Here is a 25,835-nt window from a genome sequence, read left to right on the forward strand (position 1 = left end):
CGGAAAGGGCAGGAGCCCCGTCTCACCCCGCCCGGCGCGAGGCCGGGACGGGGGAGCGGGGCTCCTTGGGTACTGCGCTAGGTTCCGGATCGGGTCACGGCACCTGCCGTGCGGCGATCGCGAAGGAATTAGGCGGGGGTGACGTTCTCCGCCTGCGGGCCCTTCGGACCCTGCGTGACGTCAAAGGTCACGGCCTGGTTCTCCTCGAGGGAGCGGAAGCCGTTCGCGTTGATCGCCGAGTAGTGGACGAAGACGTCCGGGCCGCCGCCTTCCTGGGCGATGAAGCCGAAGCCCTTTTCAGCGTTGAACCACTTCACGGTTCCGGTAGCCATAAGCCCTCCTATGGGCCAAAGGGTCGCCCTGCTCCAGAACCTGCAAATGCGCTTACGAACAACTGCAAAAGTCTGAATACGACGAGAGCCTGCGGTTACATGCTCCGCAGGCTCTGTACTGCAAGGGAAACCAAACTGCAACTTGCGGCGAGCCTAGCACGTAGGCAGCCGAAAGCAATAGAGGGCAAGATCACGTCACTCGGAGGTTTGACACGACCGGTGCGGCGTCTTGACACGACCGGAGCGGCGTCTTGACGCGGCGCGGTCCGGTGTCTCGCGGAAGCCGGGGGCGGATGTCCCGTCCGGCCCGGAGCCTGCACCGTACCTCATGGGGTCTAGCCTCGCCGATGTGGACAATTCTCCCGAGACTCCTCAGGCCGAGCGGCGCGCCCGCCCCCGCGTCGGCCACATCCAGTTCCTGAACTGCCTGCCCTTGTACTGGGGCCTCGCGCGGACGGGATCGCTCCTCGACTTCGAGCTGACGAAGGACACCCCGGAGAAGCTCAGCGAGCAGTTGGTCCAGGGCGATCTGGACATCGGCCCGATCACCCTCGTCGAGTTCCTGAAGGCGGCGGACGACCTGGTCGCCTTCCCCGATCTGGCCGTCGGCTGCGACGGCCCGGTGATGTCCTGCGTGATCGTCTCGCAGGTCCCGCTCGACCAGCTCGACGGGCGCCGCGTGGCGCTGGGTTCGACGTCCCGTACGTCCGTCCGGCTCGCGCAGTTGCTGCTCGCGGAGCGCGTCGGCGTACGGCCGGACTACTACACGTGCCCGCCGGACCTGGGCCTGATGATGCAGGACGCGGAGGCGGCGGTGCTCATCGGTGACGCGGCGCTGCGCGCGAACCTGCACGACGCGCCGCGCCTCGGGCTGCGGGTGCACGACCTGGGCGCGATGTGGAAGGAGTGGACGGGGCTGCCGTTCGTCTTCGCGGTGTGGGCGGCGCGCAAGGAGTACGTGGCGCGGGAGCCGGTGATCACGCACCAGGTGCACGAGGCGTTCCTGCGGTCGCGGGACGTGTCCCTGGAGGAGGTCGCGAAGGTGGCGGAGCAGGCGGCGCGCTGGGAGGTGTTCGACGAGCGCGTTCTGGAGGAGTACTTCACGACGCTCGACTTCCGGTTCGGCGCGGCGCAGCTCGAAGGCGTCACGGAGTTCGCGCGCAGGGTCGGCCCGTCGACCGGATTTCCCTCCGACGTGACGGTCGAACTGCTCGCGCGGTGACGCGGACGGAATTCCGCCGGGTATGCCGCGTATGGCGCGTGTGCCCCGCGCATCACGTACGCGCGGAGGAATTCCGTGAACGCCGCACCGGAATTCCCCGGCGCCGGGATGAAATCGGCGTGAACGCACGGCATTCCGGTGACGCGACTACGCTGCTGCAGCACAAGCGCCTCAAGCGCCACGGAGTCCGGAAGAGTACGGGGGAGGGTCCGGATGCAACCGCTCGCGGCCGACGATCCGACGACGGTCGGTCCCTACCGCGTCCTCGGCAGGCTCGGGCACGGCGGAATGGGCCGCGTCTACCTGGGCCGCAGCGCCGGCGGCCGGACCGTCGCCGTGAAGGTGGTGCACCCGCACTTCGCCCTGGACGAGGAGTTCCGGGCGCGGTTCCGACGCGAGGTGGACGCGGCGCGGCGGGTCGGCGGCGCGTGGACGGCCCCGGTCCTGGACGCGGACCCCGACGCGGCCGTGCCGTGGGTGGCGACGGGCTATGTCGCGGGCCCCTCGCTCGCCCAGGCGGCCGGTGACGGCCGGCCGCTGCCGGAGCACTCCGTACGGGTCCTGGGCGCGGGCCTCGCGGAGGCGCTGGCGGCGGTGCACGGCCTGGGCCTCGTCCACCGGGACGTGAAGCCGTCGAACGTGCTGCTCACGGTGGACGGACCGCGCCTGATCGACTTCGGCATCGCGCGGGCCACCGCCGGTACGGCTTCGCTGACCGGCACCGGCGTCTCCATCGGCTCGCCGGGTTACATGGCGCCCGAGCAGATCCTCGGCAAGGGCGTGACCGGCGCGGCGGACGTGTTCTCGCTCGGCGCGGTCCTCGTGTACGCGGCGAAGGGCGAGTCCCCGTTCCCCGGTGACTCGTCGGCGGCGCTCCTCTACAAGGTCGTCCACGAGGAGCCCGAGCTCGGCGCACTCACCGGCGAGGTACGGGACGTGGCCGCTGCCTGCCTGGCGAAGAACCCGGCGGACCGGCCCGCCCCGGAGGAGGTCGCGCGGCGCCTCGCACCCGAGGGCGCGGCCCGGCTCGTCGCGGCGGGCTGGCTGCCCGGGGCGCTGGTGGAGCAGGTCTCGCGCAGCGCGGTGCAGCTCCTGGACCTGGAGGGGGCGCCGACACCGGTGCCGCCGTCGGGCCCGGTCGGCTTCACGAGCCCGTCGGTGAGCGGGGGTTCGGCCCCGGCGGGCGTCTTCGGACCGCCGGACCCGGGGTACGCGACGGTGCCGCCGCAGCGCCCGCAGGAAGCGCCGCCGTCCCCCGACCCCGCATCCGTCACGGAGGACGCCACTCCGGGCCGCTTCTCCGTCTCCGTGTCGGCGACGTCCACGCCCACGTCCGCCGACGGACGGGGACGCAGGCTGAGCTGCTCGGTGGCGCTCGCGGTGGCCGGGGCGCTCGCGGCGGTCACGGTCGGCGGGATTCTTGTGGTGAACATGCTGCCGGATTCGGGCAGCAAGGAGGCGGGAGCGAAGCCCTCGACCTCCACACCGGCCCCGCCCATGGACTCCGTCCCGCCCTCAGGGTCGGCGTCACCGTCCGGGACGGGGTCCGTACCGGCGTTCTACCTAGGCGCCTGGAACGGCCCGGCGGTACAGGCGGGCATGCCCTTCGGCACGTTCCGGGTCGACCTGAGGCAGGCCGCTGCCGGCGAACAGGTCGGCAAGGTGACCTCGACCGACCCGCTCGGCATCCAGTGCGTCGACGTACTCACACTGAAGTCCGTCGACGGCAAGGAACTGGTCGCCGGGGGCGAGGCCGCGCGGGACAACCCCGGCACGTGCGCCAAGGGCCCGCACACCGTGCACCTCACGCGCGACGGCGACGCCCTCACGTACACGTCCCAGTACCCCCAGGCGGGCAACCCCACGGCCGACCTCGCGCGCGTACCGAAAGGCTGACCCGGGTGGAGACCGTCGCGCTGACCGTCCTCGCCGCCCTCTGGGGCGCCGCGGCCGGAGCGCTCCTGCCGCGCCCCGCTTACCGCCTCTCCGTGGAGCCGGAGGAACCGTGGCGCTCCACGGACCCCGAGGGCCGGCCGATCCCCGGCTGGATAGGCCCCGCGCGGTACGGGCCCAGCACCGTGGTTCTCTCCACCTGTACGGCCCTCATCTGTGCCCTGCTCGCCGCCGCCACCGGCACCCGGCCCGAACTGGCCGCCTGGCTGCTGCTCGCCCCGCTCGGCGTGCTCCTTGCCACCGTCGACTTCGCCGTGCACCGGCTCCCCGACTTACTGACACTGCCGCTCGCCGCGCTAGCCCTCGCCGTGCTCGGCGCCGCCGCGCTGCTGCCCGAACCCGGCGGGTCCTGGCGCGGCACGCTGCTCGGTGCCGCGGGGATGGGCGGCGGATACCTGATCCTGCACCTCCTCTATCCCCCGGGCTTGGGCTTCGGTGACGTGAAGCTGGCGGTCGGGCTCGGGGCGGCGCTCGGCTGGTACGGGTGGGGTGTGCTGTTCCTCGGCGCGTTCGTCGGGGTGTGCCTCAACGGCCTGTTCGCGGCGGTGCTCGTCGTCTTCCGGCGGGCGGGCCGGAAAACGCTGCTGCCCTTCGGCCCGTTCATGATCGCGGGGGCCTGTGCGGGGGTTCTGCTGGGCGCTCTGGGGGCCTGACGTACGCTGAGACGGTCCGCCCTGATTTTGTTCAAACCGTGTTCAACCCTCCGAAAGGGGCACGTCCGGTGACCGAGAAGGCCGCGCTTCAGTCCGTCCTCGACCGCGCCGCCGCCGGCGGGCGTATCACCCCCGAAGAGGGCCTCGCCCTCTACCGCGACGCGCCGCTGCACGCGCTGGGCGCCGCCGCCGACGCGATCCGCCGCCGCAAGTACGCGGGCATCGAACACATCGCCACGTACATCATCGAGCGGAACATCAACTACACGAACGTCTGCGTCACGGCGTGCAAGTTCTGCGCCTTCTACGCCGCCCCGAAGGACACCAAGAAGGGCTGGACCCGGGAGCTCGACGACATCCTGCGCCGCTGCGCGGAGACCGTCGAACTCGGCGGCACGCAGATCATGTTCCAGGGCGGGCACCACCCGGACTACGGCGTGGAGTACTACGAGCAGCACTTCTCCGCGATCAAGAAGGAGTTCCCGCAGCTGGTCATCCACTCCCTGGGCGCCTCCGAGGTCGAGCACATGGCGCGGATCTCCAAGGTGTCGGTGGAGGAGGCGATCCAGCGCATCCACACGGCCGGTCTGGACTCCTTCGCGGGCGCCGGCGCCGAGCTGCTGCCTGAGCGGCCGCGCAAGGCCATCGCGCCGCTGAAGGAGTCCGGCGAGCGCTGGCTGGAGATCATGGAGACCGCGCACAATCTGGGTGTCGAGTCGACCTCCACCATGCTGATGGGCACCGGCGAGACCAACGCCGAGCGCATCGAGCACCTGCGGATGATCCGCGACGTGCAGGACCGCACCGGCGGCTTCCGCGCGTTCATCCCGTACACGTACCAGCCCGAGAACAACCACCTCAAGGGCCGCACGCAGGCCACCCTCTTCGAGTACCTGCGCATGATCGCGATCGCCCGGATCTTCCTCGACAACGTCCAGCACATCCAGGGCTCCTGGCTGACCACGGGCAAGGAGGTCGGCCAGCTCTCCCTGCACTACGGCGCCGACGACCTCGGCTCGATCATGCTGGAGGAGAACGTCGTCTCCTCCGCCGGAGCCAAGCACCGCTCCAACCGCATGGAGATCATCGAGCTGATCCGCAAGGCGGGCCGCGTCCCCGCGCAGCGGGCCACCACCTACGAGCACCTCGTCGTGCACGACGACCCGGCCAACGACCCCGTCGACGAGCGCGTCATGTCCCACATCTCCTCCACGGCCATCGACGGCGGCACCGCCCACCCCGAGCTCAAGCTCGTCGCGACCAACTAGGCCCGGCCCCCCCTGTGCTGACCCTGCACGCCACCGCCGACGCCGCCCTCCTCGTCGACGGGGAGACCATCAAGGCGCTCGGACCGTACGAGGAACTGGCCGCCGCGCACCCCGGCGTACGGGTGCGGCGCTGGCCCGGCATCCTCACGCCCGGACTCCTCAACCCGTACGGGCCCGAGATCCTGGAGCAGACCTACCACCCCGATCCGCGCGAGGCCGACACGTACGGGACGGTTCCGATCGGCGGGGAGCGGGCGCGGGAAATCTTCCGGCGGGATCCCTCGCGGCTCGGGGCGAGTGCGCGGCGGGGGGTTCAGCGGTTGTTCGCGCACGGGACGGTGGCCGTGGCCGGGCGGTTGCAGGCCAAGCCCGTCCTCGAGGTCGCCCAGCGCTCGGGCCTCGCCTTCGCCGGACGGCCCGAGGGGCTGCCCGGGCCCGTCTCCTTCTCACCCAAGCCGTTGGTTCTGCTGCCAGGGTTCTCGGTGGGCGGGGCGGCGAGGTTCGCGGTGTTCGACGTGGCGGACCGGGAGGATCTGGTGCGGCAGGGGGCGTCGACGTGTGTGGCGACGGTGATCAGGGGGCGGTTGGTGTACCGGGGGCGGTAGCGCTCCGCGGGGCGGGTCGCCGGGTGCGGGCCGTTTGTGGCTGGTCGCGCCGTTCCCCGCGCCCCTAGGACGCGCACTGCGTGCGCTGCCCGATCGGTACTTCGTCTGCGGGTTCGTGGTGGCTGGTCGCGCCGTTCCTCGCGCCCCTGAGGGTGTGCCGTGTGCGGTGTCTCTGGGGTGGGTCAGCGGGTGGTGACGGTTACGCAGTTTGTGGAGGCGTCGTTGCTCGATGCGGTGTCGCGGGCCTCGAACTGGGCGTGCGCGGTCAAGGTTGCTCTTGCCGTGACGGCGGCGGGTGAGGACGGTTCGGGGTTTGCCGTCGGGGCCGGTGGTGGGGTTCGGGGGCGGTGGGACGGGCAGGCGTCCGGCAAGGTGACCGGGGCCACCGACGGCGGAGCCTGACCCGCCGGCCGCGGCCCGTTCGTCGGCTCGATGCCGCCCTCCAGGGCCTGCGTCGCCACCCAGCCCCCCGCGGCCATAGCCACCCACGCCCCGGCCGCCCAACGTCGTGCCGCCCCCAACGCGCCCACCCCTCCGTCCGGCCACGTGCCCCCGCATCCTAGACAGGTCCCGGTCACCCGGTGACGGACCCGGTCCTGCCACAATGGTCAAGTGACCCGCGCATCGCTGGACAAGCAGCCCCACGAAGTCGCCTCCATGTTTGACGACGTGGCGGAGAAGTACGACCTCACCAACGACGTGCTGTCCCTGGGACAGGCCCGGCTGTGGCGCAAGGAGGTCGCCAAGGCCGTCGACGCGCGCCCGGCGCAGAAGATCCTCGACCTCGCGGCGGGGACGGCGACGTCGTCGCAGCCGTTCGCCCGGGCCGGCGCGTACGTCGTCCCCTGCGACTTCTCCCTCGGGATGCTCCGCGTGGGCAAGCGGCGCCACCCCTGGATGCCGTTCACCGCCGGTGACGGCACAAGGCTGCCGTTCAAGGACGACACGTTCGACGCGGTGACGATCAGCTTCGGGCTGCGCAACATCCAGGACACCGACCAGGCGCTGCGCGAGCTGTACCGGGTCACCAAGCCGGGCGGACGCGTCGTCATCTGCGAGTTCAGCCACCCGACGTGGGCCCCGTTCCGCACGGTCTACACCGAGTACCTGATGCGCGCGCTGCCCCCGGTCGCGCGCGCCGTCTCCTCGAACCCGGACGCGTACGTCTATCTCGCGGAGTCGATTCGCGCCTGGCCCACCCAGCCGGAACTGGCCGCCCGGTTGCAGGGCGCGGGGTGGAAGAAGGTGGCCTGGCGGGACCTGACCGGCGGCATCGTCGCGTTGCACCGCGGTACCAAGTGAAGTACGCCTTCGCCTATTGCAGTTGACGGGAACCGGTCGGCCGGAAAGATGTGTCCGTTGAGTACGTGGTGACGACCGGGTGACGGTGCGTCACCCGGTCGTCCCCGGATCATCGTCACGGAGCATCCCGATGCCGTCGTTCTGCCCGCACTGTGGAGCCGAGGCTCCCGAAGAGGCCCGTTTCTGCATGAGATGCGGGCGGGAACGGTCACCCGCCGCCACTCCGCCCCCGCCCAGCACGCCCCCCGTTCCCGCCGCGGCCCCCGCCGGTGCCCCCACACCGCCGCCGCCCACCCACGCCCCGGGCCCCGCTCAGCCCTCGGCCTTGGGACAGTTCCTCGGGCGTGCGATGCGCGGCGACTGGGCCGGGGCCGCGCAGGCCGCGCTGTGGCCGGTCGGGCTGCTCGTGGTCGCCGCGTTCGCCCTGGCCATCCCTTCGTACGGGCAGGACCCCGACGACGTCGTGCTCGGGTTCGCGGACCGGATGCGGGTCGCCCTGGCCGTGCTGCTTCAGGGGCTCGGCGGCAGCCTGGAGGTCTCCGGCCGCGGCTCCGGCGGCTCGATGTACGGCGGCGGCTACGACTCCGGTTCCGCCGGTACCGCCTCGCTCTCCGTCATCCCGCTCCTGGTGACCGTGGTGTGGATCGTCGCGCTCGTCATCGGCGTACGGATGCTGCGGACGCGCCTGTACGCGCGGACCGTGCCCGGGGCGCCGGGCGGCGCGAGCGCGGGCCTTGAGGCGGCCGTGCGGGTCGCGCTGCTCGTCACCGGGGCGACGCTCGTCCTGGCCCTGATCGGGCAGCCGGACATCCGGGAGGCGTCGCTGCACACGGCGCCGTTCCTGACGGCGTTGTGGACGCTGCTGCTCGCGTTCGCGGTCGCCGGGGGCGTGCTGCACGGCGACGACCTGAAGTACCGGATCGCGGGTGCGCGGCCGGGCGTACGGATGTCGGTGCGGGCGTTCGGCACGGCCGTCCGGGCCATGGGCTGGGTGCTGCTGATCGCCGCCGTGCTCGGCTGGATCGGCCTCGCGATCTTCGGTGACGACGGGTCCTCGAACCCGTCCGACCTCGCCGACTCCTCCGACTTCGACGGCTCGGACGCGGCGGCGCTCGGCGTCTTCTTCATGCTCCTGCCCAACCTCGCGCTCGGCGTGCTCGGCCTGAGCTGGGGCGCTCCGCTGCAGTTCGAGGGGCGCGGGTCGTCGTCGTTGGGGGGCGGGCGCTACGAGAAGGAGTCGTTCGGGCTGTCCCGGCTCGGCGACGAACTCGGCTCCGGCGCGGTGGTCTACGCCCTCGCCATCGGGCTGGTCTGCGCCCTGGTCGTCGGTGTCCTGACGGCCCGGCGCTCCCTCGACCGCCGCGAGCAGTTCCTTTCGGCGGCCCTGTTCTTCGGCCTGTTCCTGCTGCTCGCCGGGGTCGGCGGCATCGGCGCGGAGTTCGCGGGCGACCTCGACTTCTTCGGCAGCGGCGCGGGCCGAGTCGACCTGGGCGTCAGCGTCCCCGACGCACTGCTGTTCGGACTGCTGTGGATCGCCGCGGCGACATTCTTGACGCCATACCTGCTGCAACTGACAGGCATGCCAACGGCCATCGCCCAAACCCCGCTCCCAGCAATGCTGGGCCAGACCCCGCTCCCGGGGGCACTGGGCCAGACCCCGCTGCCAGGCGCACTGGGCCGGACTCCGCTCCCGGGCGTGCCGGGCCAGGCCCCGCACGCAGGTGCACCGGGCCAGGGCCCGCTTCTGGGTGTGCCGGGTCAGGCTTCGCTTCCGGGTGTGTCGGGGCAGACCCCGGCGCCCGCGATGCCGGACCAGTCACCGACGGCCGGTCAGTCGCCGTTGGAGGGTCAGCAGCCGATGGCTGGTCAGTCGTCGAAGGCTGACCAGCCGCCGACGTCGGATCAGTCGCCAGAGGCCGGTCAGTGGCCGACGCCGAGCCAGTCGGCGACGGGCGACCGGTTGCTGACGCCGGATCAGTTGTCGGCGCCGGGCCAGGCACCAATGGCCGACCAGTCACCGACGCCGGATCAGTCGCCAGTAGCCGGTCAGTCACCGGCGCCGGATCAGTCGTCGACGGCCAACCATCCGTCGGCGCCGGGCCAGACCCCGACGGCCGACCAGACGCCTCCGTCCCCAGCCCCGTCCGACACTCCACCCGCGGCCCCGCCCACCGCCCCCTCCGAGACTCCACCCGCGTCTCCGTCCGCAACCCCGTCGGAGACTCCCCCCGCCCCCCTGGACCAGCTGCCGACGGCCGATCAGACCCTGCTGCCTGCCGCCCAGGCCCCCGCACCCGGCGCACCCGCCCAGCCTCCGGCACCCGGCGTACCCGCCCAGCCCCTGTCGCTGAGCAAGCCGGACGGGGCCGAGACCTCGACCCCGTACACCCCGACCGTCGTCCCCCTGGGCCACAGTCACACCCCGGGCCCCTATCAACTCACCCCGCACCCAACCCCCGTAGCCCCCACCGGCGACAGCCCCTCGCGGCGCGTCGGTGTCTGGGTCGGGACCATCGTCGGTGCCATCGTCATCGGTGGTGGTGCCGCGGCCGGGGTGCTGCTGCTCATGGACAACGGTGGGGGCGACAAGCAGGACGGCAAGGGCGGCGAGCCGGTTCCGACCCAGAGCCAGAGTCAAGACCAGGGGCAGAGTCAGGGCCAGACGCAGACACCGCCCGGGCCCGCCTCATCCACCCCGAGCCCTACCCCTACCCCGACCGACAGCCCGACCCCCTCCGTGCTCGCCTCCGACGCCGCCCCCACCGGCATGCCCGACGTCCCGGCCGGCTACCACCAGGTCTTCGACGAGAAGGGCTTCTCGTTCGTCATCCCGGACGTCTGGGACCGCGTGGGCATGCGGAACGGCAGCCAGATCACGTACGCGGGCAGCACCGGCATGGAGAAGTACGTCATCGGCGTCATCCGGAACGCGCCGTACACCTCCCACGAGAACCTCCTGGCGATGGAGAAGCATCTTGAGGAGGACTCGAAAAAGAGCAACTATCAGCGGATCCGCCTGGAAACGAACACCTTCCAGGGCCGGGAGGGCGCCCTCTGGGAGTACACGTACGAGAACGAGGCCGGGCAGACGATCCACGGCATCGACCAGTCGTACATCACCCCGGACGGCACCGAGTACACGATCTTCCTGACCGGCAAGGAGGACCTGTGGACCGATCTCGCCGGCACGTATCAGGTCGGTCTGGACTCCTGGCGGCTCACGGACATCGACTGAACCGCCCGGCAGACCGCGCAGGTTCGGTGGACCCGTCCGTCCCGTCCGTCCCGTTCAACCCGTCCGACTCGTCCGGCTCGTCGAGTTCACGGCGCATCCCCCCGCCCCGCGGCCCCGGCTCGCGGGGCACGCGCACACCCGCGCCGCCGCCACCCGCCTCGCCCTCGCCGAGGTCGAACCAGACGGTGACGGCGGCGTCGCGGGGGACCTCGACGCCGGGCAGCGGGTACTGGCGTACGACGTAGTCGACGGTGGTGGCCGCGAAGTCGGGCCGGTCGGGGGCGGTGAGCCGGACCCCGTGCGCCGCGGCCAGGCCGCGCGCGTCGGCCGCCATCAGGCCGACGAACTTCGGGACCCGGACTTCCGGCGGGTACTCCGGGTACGCGGGGTACCCGGGGTTCTCGGGTGGTATGTGCACAGACGTCACCCCCAGGAGGTACCGGAAGGGTAGCCCCGCGGGGCGCCGCGCGAAACGCCCCGGCGCGAGCCGCCGCCCCCGACGCCTCCGCTACAACTCCAGGCGGAAGCAGTGCCCCTGGCGCCCGGACGGCGTCACGAACGTCTCCGTGCGCTCCATGCCGAGCCGCCGCGTCACCGCGATCGACCGCTCGTTCAGCGCGTCGACCATCGCGACGACACTGGTGACGCCCGACGCCCGTACACGGTCGAGGGTCGCGAACGCGGCGGCCGTCGCGTACCCCTGGCCCCAGTACGCGCGGCCGAGCCGCCAGCCGATCTCGATCTCGCCGGTCGGCCCCCAGGGGCGTTCCCAGGGCTGGGCGCCCGTGAAGCCGATGACCTGGTGCGACTCGTCCGTCATCGTCCACAGGCAGAAGCCGCGCTCGGCGTCGTGCCGGCGCTGGCGGGCGGTCAGCTCCTCGTACACGGACAGCTCGGCCGGGCGGCCCCCGTGGAACTCCATGACCTCGGGGTCGTCGAAGACCCGGTGCCAGGCGAAGGCGTCCTCGTGGGTGGGGACGCGCAGGTCCACGGCGGGCAGGACTCGACTCATGGGCTGACCCTTCGCTGGGTGATCGATGCCGCTGAATAGACTGCCCATGTCCGTGCCGGACGGCACACCTGTTTTCGAGCCTGGGGAGAACCCGCCGTGACCGAGCAGCCCAAGCGACTCGTTGACAACGCTGAGCACAGCGCAGATGTGATTGTCGTCGGGGCCGGTCCTGCCGGTTCGACGACCGCCTACTACCTCGCGAAGGCGGGTCTGGACGTCCTGCTCCTGGAGAAGACGGCGTTCCCCCGCGAGAAGGTGTGCGGTGACGGCCTGACCCCGCGCGCCACCAAGCAGCTCGTCTCCATGGGCATCGACATCTCGGAGGAGGCGGGCTGGCTGCGCAACAAGGGCCTGCGCATCATCGGCGGCGGCGTCCGCCTCCAGCTCGACTGGCCGGAGCTGGCCAGCTACCCGGACTACGGCCTCGTCCGCAAGCGCGACGACTTCGACGAGCAGCTCGCCCGCCAGGCGCAGAAGGCGGGCGCACGCCTTTACGAGCGCTGCAACGTCGGGGCGCCGGTCATCGACGACCGCACAGGGCGTATCACGGGCGTCCACGCCAAGCTCGGCGAGGAGAAGACCGAGACCACCTTCCACGCCCCGCTCGTCGTCGCCGCCGACGGCAACTCGACGCGGCTGTCCCTCGCCATGGGTCTGCACCGGCGCGAGGACCGGCCGATGGGCGTCGCGGTGCGTACGTACTTCACCTCGCCCCGCCACGACGACGACTACCTGGAGTCCTGGCTGGAGCTGTGGGACCGGCGCGGCCCCGGCGAGGACCGCCTCCTGCCCGGCTACGGCTGGGTGTTCGGCATGGGCGACGGCACGTCCAACGTGGGCCTCGGCATCCTCAACTCCTCCAAGGCGTTCAAGGAGCTGGACTGGCGCGAGGTCCTGAAGGCGTGGTGCGCGTCGATGCCGGAGGACTGGGGCTTCACCCCGGACAACATGACGATGCCGATCCGCGGCGCCGCCCTGCCGATGGCCTTCAACCGCCAGCCGCACTACACCAAGGGCCTGCTCCTGGTCGGTGACGCGGGCGGCCTGGTCAACCCGTTCAACGGCGAGGGCATCGCGTACGCCATGGAGTCGGGGCAGATCGCCGCCGACGTCATCGTGCAGGCCCACGCGCGGGCGACCCCGGCCCAGCGCGAGCTGGCGCTGCAGAGCTATCCGCGGATCCTGAAGGAGACTTACGGCGGGTACTACACGCTGGGCCGCGCCTTCGTGAAGGTCATCGGCAACCCGAAGATCATGAAGATCGCGACGCAGCGCGGGCTGACGCACCCGATCCTGATGAAGTTCACGCTGAAGATGCTCGCGAACCTCACCGACCCGACCGGCGGCGACGCGATGGACCGCATCATCAACGGCCTGAGCAAGGTCGCGCCGAAGGCGTGAGCGGCACGGCGGCTCGGGGTCATACGGTGGAGCCATGATTTTCATCGCTGTGAAGTTCACCGCCCGCCCCGAGCACGCCGACTCCTGGCTGGAGAAGACCCGCGCGTTCACCGAGGCGACCCGCGCCGAGGAGGGCAACCTCTTCTTCGACTGGTCGCGCAGTGTCGAGGACCCGAACCAGTTCGTCCTCCTGGAGGGTTTCCGGGACGCCGACGCGGGCGCCGTCCACGTCGCCTCCGACCACTTCAAGGCCGGCCTCGCCGCCATGGCCCCGCTGATCGCCTCCACCCCCGAGATCATCAACGCCGACATCCCGAACGAGGGCTGGGGCGCGATGGGGGAGCTGTCCCCGCAGGACTGAGCCGGGCAGTCGGCGCACGCGCGAAGGCCGCCGCACCCCGAACCGGGGGCGGCGGCCTTCGCCGTACGTACGAGGGGCTCAGAGGGCGCGGACCGCGCCGCTCGCCGGGTAGCCCGACAGGTCCTGGATCACGACGCCCTTGGAGGGGTTCGCGGCGTCCAGGTACTGGCCACCGCCGATGTAGACGCCGACGTGGTACGCGGAGCCCGCGCCGCCCCAGTAGAGGATGTCGCCGACCTGGATGTTGGAGAGCGAGACCGGGGTGCCGAAGGTCGACTGCTCCTGCGAGGTGCGCGGCAGGTCGACGCCGGCCTGCTTGAACGCGGCCTGCACGAGGCCCGAGCAGTCCCAGGAGTTGGGGCCCGTGCCACCCATCACGTACGCGTCGCCGACCTGGGCCTTCAGGAAGCTGATGACGGCGCCGACGGAGCCGCTGGCCGGGGCGGCCACGGTCGTCGAGGCCGTGGAGGCGCCGGTGGTGGCGGTGCCGGTGCTGCTGCCGGTGGCGGCGAGCGTCGTGCGCTCGGCGGAGCGGGACGCGGCCTGCTGGGCGGCCTCGCGCTCGGCCTTCTCCTTGGCGGCGGCCTCGGCCTCGGCCTTCTTCTTGGCCTCCGCCTTCTTCTCGGCGGCGGCCTGGTCCTTCTTCGCCTGCTTCGCGGCGTTCGCGAAGGCCTCGTCGCGCTCGGCCTGGAGCTGGTAGTTGGCCGCGGCCTGCTGGGTGGCGTCCGCGGACTGGGCGACCTGCGTGGACAGGTCGGTGGTGAGCGTGGGCAGCTCGATGGTCTGCGTGACCGGCTCGGCAGCGTTCGCCGCACCGGACGCACCAGCCACGGCGAGGGTGCTGAGCACGCCACCGGTGACTCCGGCGCGCAGGGCCATCTTCGAGGCGCTGCGGCGGGGCTTCCGGTGGCTGGGTATGTGAGCGGTGTGGGACATGAGTACAACCGCTATCAGGGCTTCACGGTTCCCTTCAAGAAACGTGTGGTGCGCCACAGTTGTGAAGCGGCGGCGTGAAAACCGGCCGTGGCGGGCCTTATTGACGCCGTAACGGGCAATACGGACAGCCTTGATCGAGGCTGTGATCACGGTCTTTCCGCAATTCGTCCGAATTGCCCGGCGCTTACCACCTGTTGACACCGTTGGCCAAGCCCGGTTTCCGTCGGCCCCTCCGTCGCGTGACGCAGGTCACAAACAACCCCTAGGGGTCGGCCTCGCGTCCACTTCCGTCCACACCTCTCACCCTGATGTGTGAACGGCGTCCACTATCAGCCACCCGTGTCCAGCGCCAATTTGCCTGCGCGGTTCCCTTCTTGATAGTGCAACACCTCTCTCACCAGCCATGACAGGCCAAGATGTCACCACTGGTGATCACTCAGGCGCTTCGAGTGTGAAGATCACCGCTCATCCGACTTCATGATCGTTCGTCAGGTGGTGGAGATCACAAAGTAGTTGGCGTACCCCGTGTCGCAGATCACAGAGTGGCAGGCATAGGATGCGGGGCAAGTTGGGCTTGTGACCTGCTTCACATGTAAGCGATCTTCAACCGCTTACGTGGTGGGGAGTGGGGCCGCGAGCTCATTGCAACCGCCAGCAGTCAGTGCCGACTGAGAGGAGCGAGGAGCGGTGAACGCGTATGCGCCCATCCTCGTACTGGGAGCCCTCGGGGCAGGCTTTGCGATCTTCTCCGTGGTCATGGCCACGCTTATCGGTCCAAAGCGGTACAACCGGGCCAAGCTTGAAGCCTATGAGTGCGGGATCGAGCCGACCCCGACGCCGGCCGGTGGCGGGCGCTTCCCCATCAAGTACTACCTGACGGCGATGCTCTTCATCGTCTTCGACATCGAGATCGTCTTCCTCTACCCCTGGGCCGTCACCTTCGACGCGCTGGGCGTTTTCGGGCTCGTGGAGATGCTCCTCTTCGTGCTCACCGTCTTCGTCGCGTACGCGTACGTGTGGCGGCGCGGCGGCCTGGAATGGGACTGAGCCCCGTACAGGGGAGACCGGGAGCCACAGACCAATGGGACTCGAAGAAAAGCTGCCGAGCGGCTTCCTGCTGACCACCGTCGAGCAGGCCGCGGGCTGGGTGCGCAAGTCGTCCGTCTTTCCCGCCACGTTCGGCCTCGCGTGCTGCGCCATCGAGATGATGACGACCGGCGCGGGCCGCTACGACCTGGCGAGGTTCGGCATGGAGGTCTTCCGCGGCTCGCCGCGCCAGGCGGACCTGATGATCGTCGCGGGCCGGGTGAGCCAGAAGATGGCGCCCGTCCTGCGCCAGGTCTACGACCAGATGCCGAACCCCAAGTGGGTCATCTCCATGGGCGTCTGCGCCTCGTCGGGCGGCATGTTCAACAACTACGCGATCGTGCAGGGCGTCGACCACGTCGTCCCGGTCGACATCTATCTGCCCGGCTGCCCGCCCCGGCCCGAGATGCTGATGGACGCGATCCTCAAGCTCCATCAGAAGATCCAGTCCTCCAAGCTCGGCGTGAACGCCGAGGAGGCGGCCCGTGAGGCGGAGGAAGCGGCGCTCAAGGCGCTCCCGACGATCGAGATGAAGGGGCTGCTGCGGTGAGTGACGCGCAGAACGACGGGGCCAACCCCGAGAAGGACCTCAGCACCGCGAACCTCCCGGGGCAGCGCGGCGACCAGGGTGAGGAGATCCGCGTCCAGCGCGGCATGTTCGGCGCCAACAACGGCGGCGACACCTCCGGTTATGGCGGACTTGTCCGCTCTGTCCGCCTGCCTGGCGAATCCGTTCGCCCCTACGGCGGCTGGTTCGACGAGGTCGCGGACGAGCTGGAGGGCGCCCTGGAGGAACAGGGCCTCGTCCCCGAGAACGCCATCGACAAGACCGTCGTCGACCGCGGCGAGCTGACCTTCCACATCGAGCGCGAGCACCTGGTCCGCGTCGCACGGACGCTGCGCGACGACCCGGCCCTGCGCTTCGAGCTGTGCACAGGCGTCAGCGGCGTCCACTACCCCGGTGACAAGGGGCGCGAGCTGCACGCCGTCTACCACCTGCGGTCGCTCACCCACGGCCGGCTGATCCGCCTGGAAGTCTCCATGCCGGACACCGACCCGCACGTCCCGTCCCTGGTCGGCGTCTACCCGACCAACGACTGGCACGAGCGCGAGACGTACGACTTCTTCGGCATCGTCTTCGACGGCCACCCCGCGCTGACCCGGATCATGATGCCGGACGACTGGCAGGGCTTCCCGCAGCGCAAGGACTACCCCCTCGGCGGCATCCCCGTCGAGTACAAGGGCGCCCAGATCCCGGCTCCGGACCAGCGGAGGTCGTACTCATGACCACTCCCCAGGCAACCCCTCGCGCGACCACCGAAGGCACCGTCTACACGGTCACCGGCGGCGACTGGGACGAGGTCGTCGAGTCGGCGGTCAAGTCCGACGACGAGCGCATCATCGTCAACATGGGTCCCCAGCACCCGTCCACGCACGGCGTGCTCCGCCTCATCCTGGAGATCGACGGCGAGACGGTGACCGAGGCCCGGTGCGGCATCGGCTACCTCCACACGGGCATCGAGAAGAACCTCGAGTACCGCACGTGGACGCAGGGCACCACGTTCGTGACGCGCATGGACTACCTGACGCCGTTCTTCAACGAGACGGCGTACTGCCTCGGCGTCGAGAAGCTGCTCGGCATCGAGGACCAGGTGCCCGACCGGGCGAACATCATCCGCGTGCTCCTCATGGAGCTGAACCGGATGTCCTCGCACCTGGTCTGCATCGCCACGGGCGGCATGGAGCTCGGCGCCACCACGATCATGATCTACGGCTTTCGTGATCGTGAACTCATTCTCGACCTCTACGAGCTGATCACCGGCCTGCGCATGAACCACGCGTTCGTCCGGCCCGGCGGACTCGCCCAGGACCTGCCGCCCGGCGCGATGGACCAGCTCCGCGAGTTCGTGAAGAAGATGAAGAAGAACCTCCCGGAGTACGACAAGCTCGCCACCGGGAACCCCATCTTCAAGGCCCGTATGCAGGACGTCGGCTACCTCGACCTCGCGGGCTGCATGGCGCTCGGCGCCACAGGACCGATCCTGCGCTCCGCGGGCCTCCCGCACGACCTGCGCAAGACCGACCCGTACTGCGGCTACGAGACGTACGACTTCGACATCCCGACCGCCGACACCTGCGACTCCTACGGACGCTTCCTGATCCGCCTGGAGGAGATGCGCCAGTCGCTGCGCATCATCGAGCAGTGCCTCGACCGGCTCGCCCCGGGCCCGGTCATGGTCGGCGACAAGAAGATCGCCTGGCCCGCCCAGCTGGCCCTCGGCCCCGACGGGCTCGGCAACTCGCTCGACCACATCAAGAACATCATGGGCACCTCCATGGAGGCCCTCATCCACCACTTCAAGCTGGTGACCGAGGGGTTCCGGGTCCCGCCGGGACAGGCGTACACCGCCGTGGAGTCGCCCAAGGGCGAGCTGGGCGTGCACGTCGTCTCCGACGGCGGCACCCGCCCCTACCGGGTCCACTTCCGCGACCCGTCCTTCACCAACCTTCAGGCGATGGCCGCGATGTGCGAGGGCGGCCAGGTCGCCGACGTCATCGTCGCCGTCGCCTCCATCGACCCCGTGATGGGAGGCGTCGACCGGTGACCATCAACTCCTCGGAGCAGGGCGTGAGCCTGGGCATGCCACAACTGCCCGCGCCCGCCTACCCGGACGACGTCCGAGCCCGGCTCGAGACCGACGCGAAGGAGATCATCTCCCGCTACCCCGGCTCCCGCTCGGCGCTGCTCCCGCTGCTCCACCTCGTCCAGTCGGAGGAGGGCCACGTCACGCGCACCGGCATGCAGTTCTGTGCCGACATGCTGGGCCTGACCACCGCCGAGGTCACGGCCGTCGCCACCTTCTACACGATGTACCGGCGCGCCCCCAGCGGCGACTACCAGGTCGGCGTCTGCACCAACACCCTGTGTGCCGTCATGGGCGGCGACGCGATCTTCGAGTCGCTCCAGGAGCACCTGTCCGTCGGCAACGGCGGCACCACGGACGACGGCAAGATCACCCTGGAGCACATCGAGTGCAACGCGGCCTGTGACTACGCGCCCGTGGTGATGGTGAACTGGGAGTTCTTCGACAACCAGACGCCGGAGTCCGCCAAGCGCCTCGTCGACGACCTGCGCGCGGGAGCGCCGGTCTCCCCGACGCGCGGCGCCCCGCTGTGCACCTTCAAGGAGACGGCGCGCATCCTGGCCGGCTTCCCCGACCAGCGCGAGGGCGCCGTCGAGGCGAGCGGCAGCGCGGGCCCCGCCTCCCTGATCGGACTGCGTCTCGCCAAGGGCGAGGCGGAGCCCGCGCGCGTGGTCCACCCGCGCGCGGAACACGCCGAGGGCCATGCGCCCCACGACCCGTCGCCCTCCGAGCACCTCAGCTCGCACGACGCGCCGCAGGACACCTCGGCCTCCGACCCGGCCCACCCGGCGGGCCCCGCCGCCGAGGAGGGGGAGTGATGACCTTGGCGACCGAAGTCGAGAACAACGACACCAGCCCGGAGAAGGTGCTCGCACCGGTCCTCTCCGCGTTCTGGGACGAGGAGAAGTCCTGGTCCCTGGACGTCTACCGGCGCCACGACGGCTACGAGGGGCTGCGCAAGGCCCTCGCCATGGAGCCGGACGACCTCATCGCGTACGTGAAGGACGCGGGCCTGCGCGGCCGAGGCGGCGCGGGCTTCCCGACGGGCATGAAGTGGCAGTTCATCCCGCAGGGCGACGGCAAGCCGCACTATCTGGTTGTCAACGCCGACGAATCGGAGCCGGGGACCTGCAAGGACATCCCGCTCCTCTTCGCCAACCCGCACAGCCTCATCGAGGGCATCGTGATCGCCTGCTACGCGATCCGCTCCGAGCACGCCTTCATCTACCTGCGCGGCGAGGTCGTCCCCGTACTGCGCAGGCTGCACGAGGCCGTCCGCGAGGCGTACGACGCCGGGTACCTCGGGCAGAACATCCTCGGGTCCGGTCTCAACCTCGAACTCACCGTGCACGCGGGCGCGGGCGCGTACATCTGCGGTGAGGAGACCGCACTCCTGGACTCGCTCGAGGGCCGTCGTGGTCAGCCGCGACTGCGTCCCCCCTTCCCGGCCGTCGCGGGCCTGTACGCGTGCCCCACTGTGGTGAACAACGTCGAGTCCATCGCCTCGGTTCCCGCGATCCTGCACCGGGGCAAGGACTGGTTCCGCTCGATGGGCAGCGAGAAGTCCCCGGGCTTCACGCTGTACTCGCTGAGCGGCCACGTCGCCTCGCCCGGCCAGTACGAGGCCCCGCTCGGCATCACCCTGCGCCAGCTCCTCGACATGAGCGGCGGGATGCGCCCCGGCCACCGCCTCAAGTTCTGGACCCCCGGCGGCAGCTCCACCCCGATGTTCACCGAGGAGCACCTCGACGTCCCCCTCGACTACGAGGGCGTCGGCGCCGCCGGGTCGATGCTCGGCACCAAGGCGCTCCAGTGCTTCGACGAGACCACGTGCGTCGTGCGCGCGGTCACGCGGTGGACCGAGTTCTACGCCCATGAGTCCTGCGGCAAGTGCACGCCCTGCCGCGAAGGCACGTACTGGCTCGTGCAGTTGCTCCGCGACATCGAGGCGGGCAAGGGCTCGCTCGGTGACCTCGACAAGCTCAACGACATCGCCGACAACATCAACGGCAAGTCGTTCTGCGCCCTCGGCGACGGCGCCGCCTCGCCGATCTTCTCCTCGCTCAAGTACTTCCGCGACGAGTACGAGCAGCACATCACGGGCAAGGGCTGCCCCTTCGACCCGGCCCGCTCCACTGTCTGGGCCGACCAGCACCGCACGGAGGTGAACGCATGACCGTCACGACCAGCGCTCCCTCCGGGGGCGGCGAGGCGGCCGTTCCGCCCGAGGACCTCGTCTCGCTGACGATCGACGGCATCGAGATCAGCGTGCCCAAGGGCACCCTGGTGATCCGCGCCGCCGAACTCCTCGGCATCGAGATCCCCAGATTCTGCGACCACCCGCTCCTCGACCCGGCCGGCGCCTGCCGCCAGTGCATCGTGGAGGTGGAGGGCCAGCGCAAGCCGATGGCGTCCTGCACCATCACCTGCACCGACGGCATGGTGGTCAAGAGCCAGCTCTCCTCGCCCGTCGCCGAGAAGGCGCAGGTCGGCGTGATGGAGCTGCTGCTCATCAACCACCCGCTGGACTGCCCGGTCTGCGACAAGGGCGGCGAGTGCCCGCTGCAGAACCAGGCGATGTCGCACGGGCAGTCCGAGTCCCGGTTCGAGGGCAAGAAGCGGACCTACGAGAAGCCGGTGCCGATCTCCACGCAGGTGCTGCTCGACCGCGAGCGGTGCGTGCTCTGCGCGCGCTGCACCCGGTTCTCGAACCAGATCGCGGGCGACCCGATGATCGAGCTGATCGAGCGCGGCGCGCTCCAGCAGGTCGGTACCGGTGAGGGCGACCCGTTCGAGTCGTACTTCTCCGGGAACACCATCCAGATCTGCCCGGTCGGCGCGCTGACCTCGGCGGCGTACCGATTCCGCTCCCGCCCCTTCGACCTCGTCTCCTCGCCGTCGGTGTGCGAGCACTGCGCGGGCGGCTGCGCGACCCGCACCGACCACCGGCGCGGCAAGGTCATGCGCCGCCTGGCGGCCAACGACCCGGAGGTCAATGAGGAGTGGATCTGCGACAAGGGCCGGTTCGGCTTCCGGTACGCGCAGCGTCCCGACCGGCTGACGACGCCCCTGGTGCGCGACGCCGACTCCGGTGAGCTGCGGGCCGCCTCCTGGCCGGAGGCTCTGGAGGTCGCCGCGCGCGGGCTCGGCGCGGCGCACGGCCGTACCGGCGTCCTGACCGGTGGCCGCCTCACGGTCGAGGACTCCTACGCGTACAGCAAGTTCACCCGCGTCGCCCTCGGCACGAACGACATCGACTTCCGCGCGCGCGTGCACAGCAGCGAGGAAGCCGACTTCCTCGCCGCGCGCGTGGCGGGCCGGGGCCGTGATCTGGACGGCACGGGCGTCACGTACACGAAGCTGGAGAAGGCGCCCGCGGTGCTGCTCGTCGGCTTCGAGTCGGAGGAGGAGGCGCCCGGCGTCTTCCTCAAGCTCCGCAAGGCGTGGCGCAAGCACGGCCAGAAGGTGTTCTCCCTCGCCACGCACGCGACGCGCGGCCTGGAGAAGGCGGGCGGCACGCTGCTGCCCGCCGCGCCGGGCACCGAGACGGAGTGGCTGGACGCGCTCGCCTCCGGGGTCGGCCTGGAGGGCGAAGGCGGTGCTGCCGCCGCAGAGGCGCTGCGCGCCGAGGGCGCCGTCCTGGTCGTCGGTGAGCGGCTCGCGGTCGTCCCCGGTGGCCTCACCGCCGCCGTACGGGCCGCGTCCGCGACCGGCGCCGAGCTGGTGTGGATCCCACGCCGGGCCGGTGAGCGCGGCGCCGTCGAAGCGGGCGCGCTGCCGTCGCTGCTTCCGGGCGGCCGTCCGGCGACCGACCCGCGCGCGCGGGACGAGGTCGCCGCCGTCTGGGGCGTGGCCGCGCTGCCGCACCGCTTCGGACGGGACACGGGGCAGATCGTCGAGGCCGCCGCCGGTGGTGAACTGCGGGCGCTGGTCGTCGCCGGGGTGGAGGTCGCGGACCTGCCGAACCCGGCACGCGCGCGTGAAGCCCTTCACGAGGTGGACTTCCTGGTCTCCCTGGAGCAGCGGCCGAGCGAGGTCACCGAACACGCGGACGTCGTCCTGCCGGTGGCCGCGGTCGCCGAGAAGGCGGGCACGTTCCTCAACTGGGAAGGCCGGGCGCGGATGTTCGAGGCCGCGCTCAAGCCCGACCAGATGACGCGCCGCGTCGCACCGACGGACGCGCGCGTGCTCCAGATGCTGGCCGACGCCATGGACGTCCACCTCGGCCTGCCCGACCTGCGCGCCGCGCGCCGCGAGCTGGACCGGCTCGGCAACTGGGACGGGCCGCACGCGAGCGAACCCCTGGAGACCGGCGCCCCGGTGCCGCGCCCGGCGGCCGGTGAGGCCGTCCTCGCCGGGCACCGGCTCCTGCTCGACCAGGGCCGCCTCCAGGACGGCGACGAGGCGCTCGCCGGGACCCGGCACGCCGCCCACGCGCGCGTGTCCGCCGCCACCGCCGCCGAACTCGGCGTCAAGGACGGCGACGCGCTGGCGGTCACCGGGCCCACGGGCGCGGTCGCGCTGCCGCTCCAGGTCACGCCCATGCCGGACCGCGTGGTGTGGCTGCCGCTCAACTCCGCGGGCGGCGGCGTCGCTTCGGACACCGGTGCCGTCCCCGGCGACCTGGTGAAGATCGGCCCGGCGCCCGCCGCGGCCCCGGAGGTGCAGTCATGAGCCCCATGGCACTGAGCCCCTTGGCGAGCGAAGACCTGTCCATGTTCGGCACCGACCCGTGGTGGCTGGTGGTCGTCAAGGCGGTGTTCTGCTTCGCCTTCCTGATGGTGACCGTGCTGTTCTCCATCGTGTGGGAGCGCAAGGTCGTCGCCTGGATGCAGCTGCGCATCGGCCCGAACCGGCACGGCCCCTGGGGCATGCTCCAGTCGCTCGCCGACGGCATCAAGCTGATGCTCAAGGAAGACGTCATCGTCAAGCGCGCGGACAAGGTCGTCTACGTCCTCGCGCCGATCGTCGCCGCGATCCCCGCGTTCATGGCGATCGCCGTCATCCCGTTCGGCCCGTCGGGCAACGAGGTCTCGATCTTCGGCCACCGTACGGCGATGCAACTCACCGACCTGCCGATCGCGATGCTCTACATCCTCGCGGTCGCCTCGGTCGGCATCTACGGCATCGTTCTCGCGGGCTGGTCCTCCGGATCGACGTACCCGCTCCTCGGCGGCCTGCGCTCCTGCGCGCAGATGATCTCCTACGAGATCGCGATGGGCGCCGCGTTCGCCTCGGTGTTCCTGTACTCGGGCTCGATGTCGACCTCGGAGATCGTCGCCCAGCAGCACGACCGCTGGTACATCGTGCTCCTGCCGGTGTCGTTCCTGATCTACATCGTGACGATGGTCGGCGAGACCAACCGCGCCCCGTTCGACATGCCGGAGTCCGAGGGCGACCTCGTCGGCGGCTTCAACACCGAGTACTCGTCCATCAAGTTCGCGATGTTCATGCTCGCCGAGTACGTGAACATGGTGACGGTCTCCGCGGTGTCCACGACGCTCTTCCTGGGCGGCTGGCGCGCACCGTGGCCCGTCTCCACGTTCTGGGAGGGCGCGAACCACGGCTGGTGGCCGCTCCTCTGGTTCGTCGTCAAGGTGCAGTTGCTGCTGTTCTTCTTCATCTGGCTGCGCGGCACGCTGCCCCGTGTCCGCTACGACCAGCTGATGAAGCTCGGCTGGAAGGTCCTCATCCCGGTCTCCGTGGTGTGGCTGATGCTCGTCGCCACCGTGCGGACCCTGCACAACGAGAACTACGACTTCGCCGACATCGCCCTCTACATCGGCGGCGCCATCCTCGTGATCCTGCTCCTCTCCTTCGTCGTGGACATCGTCCGCGACCGGGGCGCCAAGGAGCGCGCGGAGGCCGACGAGCCGGCCGCGTTCGACCCGATGGCGGGTGGGTTCCCGGTGCCGCCGCTGCCCGGGCAGACCCTCCCACCGGTGCCGCGGCGACGCCCGCGCCGGGAGCGCGAGCTGATTGTCAGTGGCGGACCCGATACTGCGAGTGACGAATCACTCGGTGGATCTCGTGATGGAAAGGAGGCGTCCGATGGCTGACGAGAACGAGAAGGACACCACGCCCGGGTTCATGAACCCGGTGGCCGGCTTCGGCGTGACCTTCAAGGCCATGTTCAAGAAGCGGCTCACCGAGCAGTACCCGGAGCAGAAGAAGACCACCGCTCCCCGCTTCCACGGCAGGCACCAGCTCAACCGCCATCCGGACGGCCTGGAGAAGTGCGTCGGCTGCGAGCTGTGCGCCTGGGCCTGCCCGGCGGACGCCATCTACGTGGAGGGCGCGGACAACACCGACGAGGAGCGCTACTCGCCGGGCGAGCGGTACGGCCGCGTCTACCAGATCAACTACGCCCGCTGCATCCTGTGCGGCCTGTGCATCGAGGCGTGCCCCACGCGCGCGCTGACGATGACGAACGAGTTCGAGCTGGCCGACAGCAGCCGCGCCAACCTCATCTACACCAAGGAGCAGTTGCTCGCCGGTCTGGAGGAGGGCATGGTCGACTCGCCGCACTCGATCTTCCCCGGCATGGACGAGCAGGACTACTACCGGGGTCTGGTCACCGAGGCCGCGCCCGGCACCGAGCGCCAGGTCGCCGTCAGCAAGGGCGAGACGCCCCAGGAGGCGGCCAGTACGTTCGGTGAGGGCGAGCCCGCGTCGGAGCAGGTGATCCGGTGATGACGCAGCTCGCCGCCGCAGCAACTCTTTCCGCTGGGACCTCCACCGGCGAGGCCTTCCAGTTCTGGGTCCTCGGCACCGTCGCCGTCATCGGCGCGCTGTGCACGATCCTGATGAAGAAGGCCGTGCACAGCGCGCTGTGCCTCGCCGGAACCATGATCATCCTCGCGGTCTTCTACCTGGCCAACGGGGCGTACTTCCTGGGCATCGTGCAGATCGTCGTCTACACCGGCGCGATCATGATGCTGTTCCTCTTCGTCGTCATGCTCGTCGGCGTCACCGCCGCGGACTCCCTCAAGGAGACCGTCAAGGGACAGCGCTGGCTCGCCGCCCTGTGCGGGCTGGGCTTCGGCGTCCTGCTGATCGCGGGCATCGCCAACGCCTCGCTCTCGCACTACAACGGCGTCGGCAAGGCGAACGCGGGCGGCAATGTGGAGGGCCTCGCCGCGCTCATCTTCACCAAGTACGTCTTCGCCTTCGAGATCACCGGTGCCCTGCTGATCACCGCCGCGGTCGGCGCGATGGTGCTCACGCACCGCGAGCGCACCGAGCGCGCGAAGACCCAGCGCGAGCTGTCCGAGCAGCGCATCCGCGAGGGCAAGCACCTGCCGCCGCTGCCCGCCCCCGGCGTCTACGCCCGGCACAACGCGGTGGACATCGCGGGCCTGCTGCCCGACGGCACCCCGTCCGAGCTCACCGTCATGGGGACGCTGCGCGAGCGCGGTCAGATCCGTGACGTCTCGGGCGAGGCGCTCAGCGATCTGAAGGCCCTGGAGCAGCGCTCGGCCGACCGCCTCGAGCGTTCAGAGGAGGCGACGAAGTGAATCCCGTCAACTACCTGTACCTCGCCGCCCTGTTGTTCACGATCGGCGCCACCGGCGTGCTCATCAGGCGGAACGCGATCGTCGTGTTCATGTGCATCGAGCTGATGCTGAACGCGTGCAACCTCGCGTTCGTCGCGTTCTCCCGGATGCACGGCAACCTCGACGGCCAGATCATCGCGTTCTTCACGATGGTCGTCGCCGCCGCGGAGGTCGTGGTCGGCCTCGCGATCATCGTGTCGCTGTTCCGTTCCCGCCACTCGGCCTCGGTCGACGACGCCAGCCTGATGAAGCTGTAAGGGGCCGCGAA

Annotated in this window: 24 protein-coding genes and 1 pseudogene; 21 read left to right on the plus strand and 4 right to left on the minus strand. The window is 70.5% G+C overall.

Features of this window, described 5'->3' with window-relative positions:
- Positions 1–128: 128 nt before the first annotated feature.
- Positions 129–332 (minus strand): cold-shock protein, encoded by a 204-nt coding sequence (locus tag ABZ877_RS21645; protein WP_003948780.1) that lies wholly within the window; start codon positions 330–332, stop codon positions 129–131.
- A 349-nt stretch (positions 333–681) separates the two neighbouring features.
- Here ABZ877_RS21645 and ABZ877_RS21650 point away from each other — a divergent pair, with 349 nt between their 5' ends.
- From ABZ877_RS21650 to ABZ877_RS21685, 8 genes and pseudogenes are all read left to right on the plus strand, one after another.
- The gene (locus ABZ877_RS21650; RefSeq protein WP_361073641.1) at positions 682–1,554 is read left to right on the plus strand and encodes a menaquinone biosynthesis protein; all 873 of its coding nucleotides are present in this window, start codon (positions 682–684) and stop codon (positions 1,552–1,554) included.
- Positions 1,555–1,767: 213 nt separating this feature from the next.
- A complete protein-coding gene (locus ABZ877_RS21655) occupies positions 1,768–3,450 on the plus strand; it encodes a protein kinase (RefSeq protein WP_361073643.1) in 1,683 nt (560 codons plus the stop codon).
- A 5-nt stretch (positions 3,451–3,455) separates the two neighbouring features.
- Complete coding sequence (locus tag ABZ877_RS21660; protein WP_361073645.1) at positions 3,456–4,160, plus strand: A24 family peptidase; 705 nt, start codon at positions 3,456–3,458, stop codon at positions 4,158–4,160.
- Between the two features lie 68 nt (positions 4,161–4,228).
- Positions 4,229–5,428 (plus strand): cyclic dehypoxanthinyl futalosine synthase, encoded by a 1,200-nt coding sequence (gene mqnC / locus ABZ877_RS21665; RefSeq protein ID WP_361073646.1) that lies wholly within the window; start codon positions 4,229–4,231, stop codon positions 5,426–5,428.
- A 14-nt stretch (positions 5,429–5,442) separates the two neighbouring features.
- The gene (locus tag ABZ877_RS21670) at positions 5,443–6,033 is read left to right on the plus strand and encodes a hypothetical protein (protein ID WP_361073648.1); all 591 of its coding nucleotides are present in this window, start codon (positions 5,443–5,445) and stop codon (positions 6,031–6,033) included.
- Between the two features lie 612 nt (positions 6,034–6,645).
- Positions 6,646–7,335 (plus strand): demethylmenaquinone methyltransferase, encoded by a 690-nt coding sequence (locus tag ABZ877_RS21675; RefSeq protein ID WP_361073650.1) that lies wholly within the window; start codon positions 6,646–6,648, stop codon positions 7,333–7,335.
- Positions 7,336–7,465: 130 nt separating this feature from the next.
- Positions 7,466–7,534: pseudogene (locus ABZ877_RS21680) on the plus strand (zinc-ribbon domain-containing protein); the annotation flags it as partial.
- Positions 7,535–7,660: 126 nt separating this feature from the next.
- Positions 7,661–10,570, plus strand: a complete 2,910-nt coding sequence (locus ABZ877_RS21685; RefSeq protein ID WP_361073774.1) for a hypothetical protein — start codon at positions 7,661–7,663, stop codon at positions 10,568–10,570.
- Here ABZ877_RS21685 and ABZ877_RS21690 read toward each other — a convergent pair.
- Together ABZ877_RS21690 and ABZ877_RS21695 are read right to left on the minus strand one after the other, a co-directional pair.
- Entirely contained in the window at positions 10,554–10,904 is a 351-nt protein-coding gene (locus tag ABZ877_RS21690) for a serine/threonine kinase (protein WP_361073764.1), read from the minus strand. The genes ABZ877_RS21685 and ABZ877_RS21690 overlap by 17 nt on opposite strands.
- 174 nt (positions 10,905–11,078) lie before the next feature.
- Positions 11,079–11,582, minus strand: coding sequence for a GNAT family N-acetyltransferase (locus ABZ877_RS21695; RefSeq protein ID WP_361073652.1), 504 nt, complete (start codon positions 11,580–11,582; stop codon positions 11,079–11,081).
- 96 nt (positions 11,583–11,678) lie between these two features.
- Here ABZ877_RS21695 and ABZ877_RS21700 point away from each other — a divergent pair, with 96 nt between their 5' ends.
- Together ABZ877_RS21700 and ABZ877_RS21705 are read left to right on the plus strand one after the other, a co-directional pair.
- The gene (locus ABZ877_RS21700) at positions 11,679–12,983 is read left to right on the plus strand and encodes a geranylgeranyl reductase family protein (RefSeq protein WP_361073654.1); all 1,305 of its coding nucleotides are present in this window, start codon (positions 11,679–11,681) and stop codon (positions 12,981–12,983) included.
- Positions 12,984–13,017: 34 nt separating this feature from the next.
- A complete protein-coding gene (locus tag ABZ877_RS21705; RefSeq protein WP_361073656.1) occupies positions 13,018–13,344 on the plus strand; it encodes a putative quinol monooxygenase in 327 nt (108 codons plus the stop codon).
- A 78-nt stretch (positions 13,345–13,422) separates the two neighbouring features.
- Here the strand turns inward: ABZ877_RS21705 and ABZ877_RS21710 are convergent, their stop codons facing one another.
- The gene (locus ABZ877_RS21710) at positions 13,423–14,280 is read right to left on the minus strand and encodes a C40 family peptidase (RefSeq protein ID WP_361073658.1); all 858 of its coding nucleotides are present in this window, start codon (positions 14,278–14,280) and stop codon (positions 13,423–13,425) included.
- A gap of 687 nt (positions 14,281–14,967) precedes the next feature.
- On the opposite strand from ABZ877_RS21710, the gene ABZ877_RS21715 reads away from it, so the two are divergent.
- Genes ABZ877_RS21715 through nuoK form a run of 11 tightly spaced genes read left to right on the plus strand, consistent with a single transcriptional unit; the run spans position 14,968 to position 25,824 of the window.
- Complete coding sequence (locus ABZ877_RS21715) at positions 14,968–15,327, plus strand: NADH-quinone oxidoreductase subunit A (protein WP_007383963.1); 360 nt, start codon at positions 14,968–14,970, stop codon at positions 15,325–15,327.
- A gap of 34 nt (positions 15,328–15,361) precedes the next feature.
- The gene (locus ABZ877_RS21720) at positions 15,362–15,916 is read left to right on the plus strand and encodes an NADH-quinone oxidoreductase subunit B (protein ID WP_006133126.1); all 555 of its coding nucleotides are present in this window, start codon (positions 15,362–15,364) and stop codon (positions 15,914–15,916) included.
- Positions 15,913–16,653, plus strand: coding sequence for an NADH-quinone oxidoreductase subunit C (locus ABZ877_RS21725; protein ID WP_361073660.1), 741 nt, complete (start codon positions 15,913–15,915; stop codon positions 16,651–16,653). Before ABZ877_RS21720 ends, ABZ877_RS21725 begins: the two co-directional genes overlap by 4 nt.
- Positions 16,650–17,972 carry an NADH-quinone oxidoreductase subunit D gene (locus ABZ877_RS21730; RefSeq protein ID WP_361073662.1) on the plus strand — a complete coding sequence of 441 codons (1,323 nt, stop codon included), beginning with the start codon at positions 16,650–16,652 and terminating at the stop codon, positions 17,970–17,972. Before ABZ877_RS21725 ends, ABZ877_RS21730 begins: the two co-directional genes overlap by 4 nt.
- A complete protein-coding gene (gene nuoE, locus ABZ877_RS21735) occupies positions 17,969–18,829 on the plus strand; it encodes an NADH-quinone oxidoreductase subunit NuoE (RefSeq protein ID WP_361073664.1) in 861 nt (286 codons plus the stop codon). Before ABZ877_RS21730 ends, nuoE begins: the two co-directional genes overlap by 4 nt.
- Entirely contained in the window at positions 18,829–20,187 is a 1,359-nt protein-coding gene (gene nuoF / locus ABZ877_RS21740; RefSeq protein WP_361073666.1) for an NADH-quinone oxidoreductase subunit NuoF, read from the plus strand. The genes nuoE and nuoF overlap by 1 nt, the downstream gene beginning before the upstream one ends.
- Entirely contained in the window at positions 20,184–22,685 is a 2,502-nt protein-coding gene (locus ABZ877_RS21745; RefSeq protein ID WP_361073668.1) for an NADH-quinone oxidoreductase subunit G, read from the plus strand. Before nuoF ends, ABZ877_RS21745 begins: the two co-directional genes overlap by 4 nt.
- A gap of 11 nt (positions 22,686–22,696) precedes the next feature.
- Positions 22,697–24,070: an NADH-quinone oxidoreductase subunit NuoH gene (gene nuoH, locus ABZ877_RS21750; RefSeq protein ID WP_361073766.1), complete on the plus strand. Its 1,374-nt coding sequence runs from the start codon at positions 22,697–22,699 to the stop codon at positions 24,068–24,070.
- Entirely contained in the window at positions 24,063–24,704 is a 642-nt protein-coding gene (nuoI, locus tag ABZ877_RS21755) for an NADH-quinone oxidoreductase subunit NuoI (protein ID WP_361073669.1), read from the plus strand. The genes nuoH and nuoI overlap by 8 nt, the downstream gene beginning before the upstream one ends.
- On the plus strand, positions 24,704–25,528 hold the full coding sequence (locus tag ABZ877_RS21760) for an NADH-quinone oxidoreductase subunit J (RefSeq protein ID WP_361073671.1): 825 nt from the start codon (positions 24,704–24,706) through the stop codon (positions 25,526–25,528). The genes nuoI and ABZ877_RS21760 overlap by 1 nt, the downstream gene beginning before the upstream one ends.
- Positions 25,525–25,824, plus strand: a complete 300-nt coding sequence (gene nuoK, locus ABZ877_RS21765; protein WP_003974374.1) for an NADH-quinone oxidoreductase subunit NuoK — start codon at positions 25,525–25,527, stop codon at positions 25,822–25,824. The genes ABZ877_RS21760 and nuoK overlap by 4 nt, the downstream gene beginning before the upstream one ends.
- Positions 25,825–25,835 lie beyond the last annotated feature (11 nt).

Source organism: Streptomyces sp. NPDC046939 (genome assembly GCF_040644575.1).
Taxonomy (GTDB): domain Bacteria; phylum Actinomycetota; class Actinomycetes; order Streptomycetales; family Streptomycetaceae; genus Streptomyces.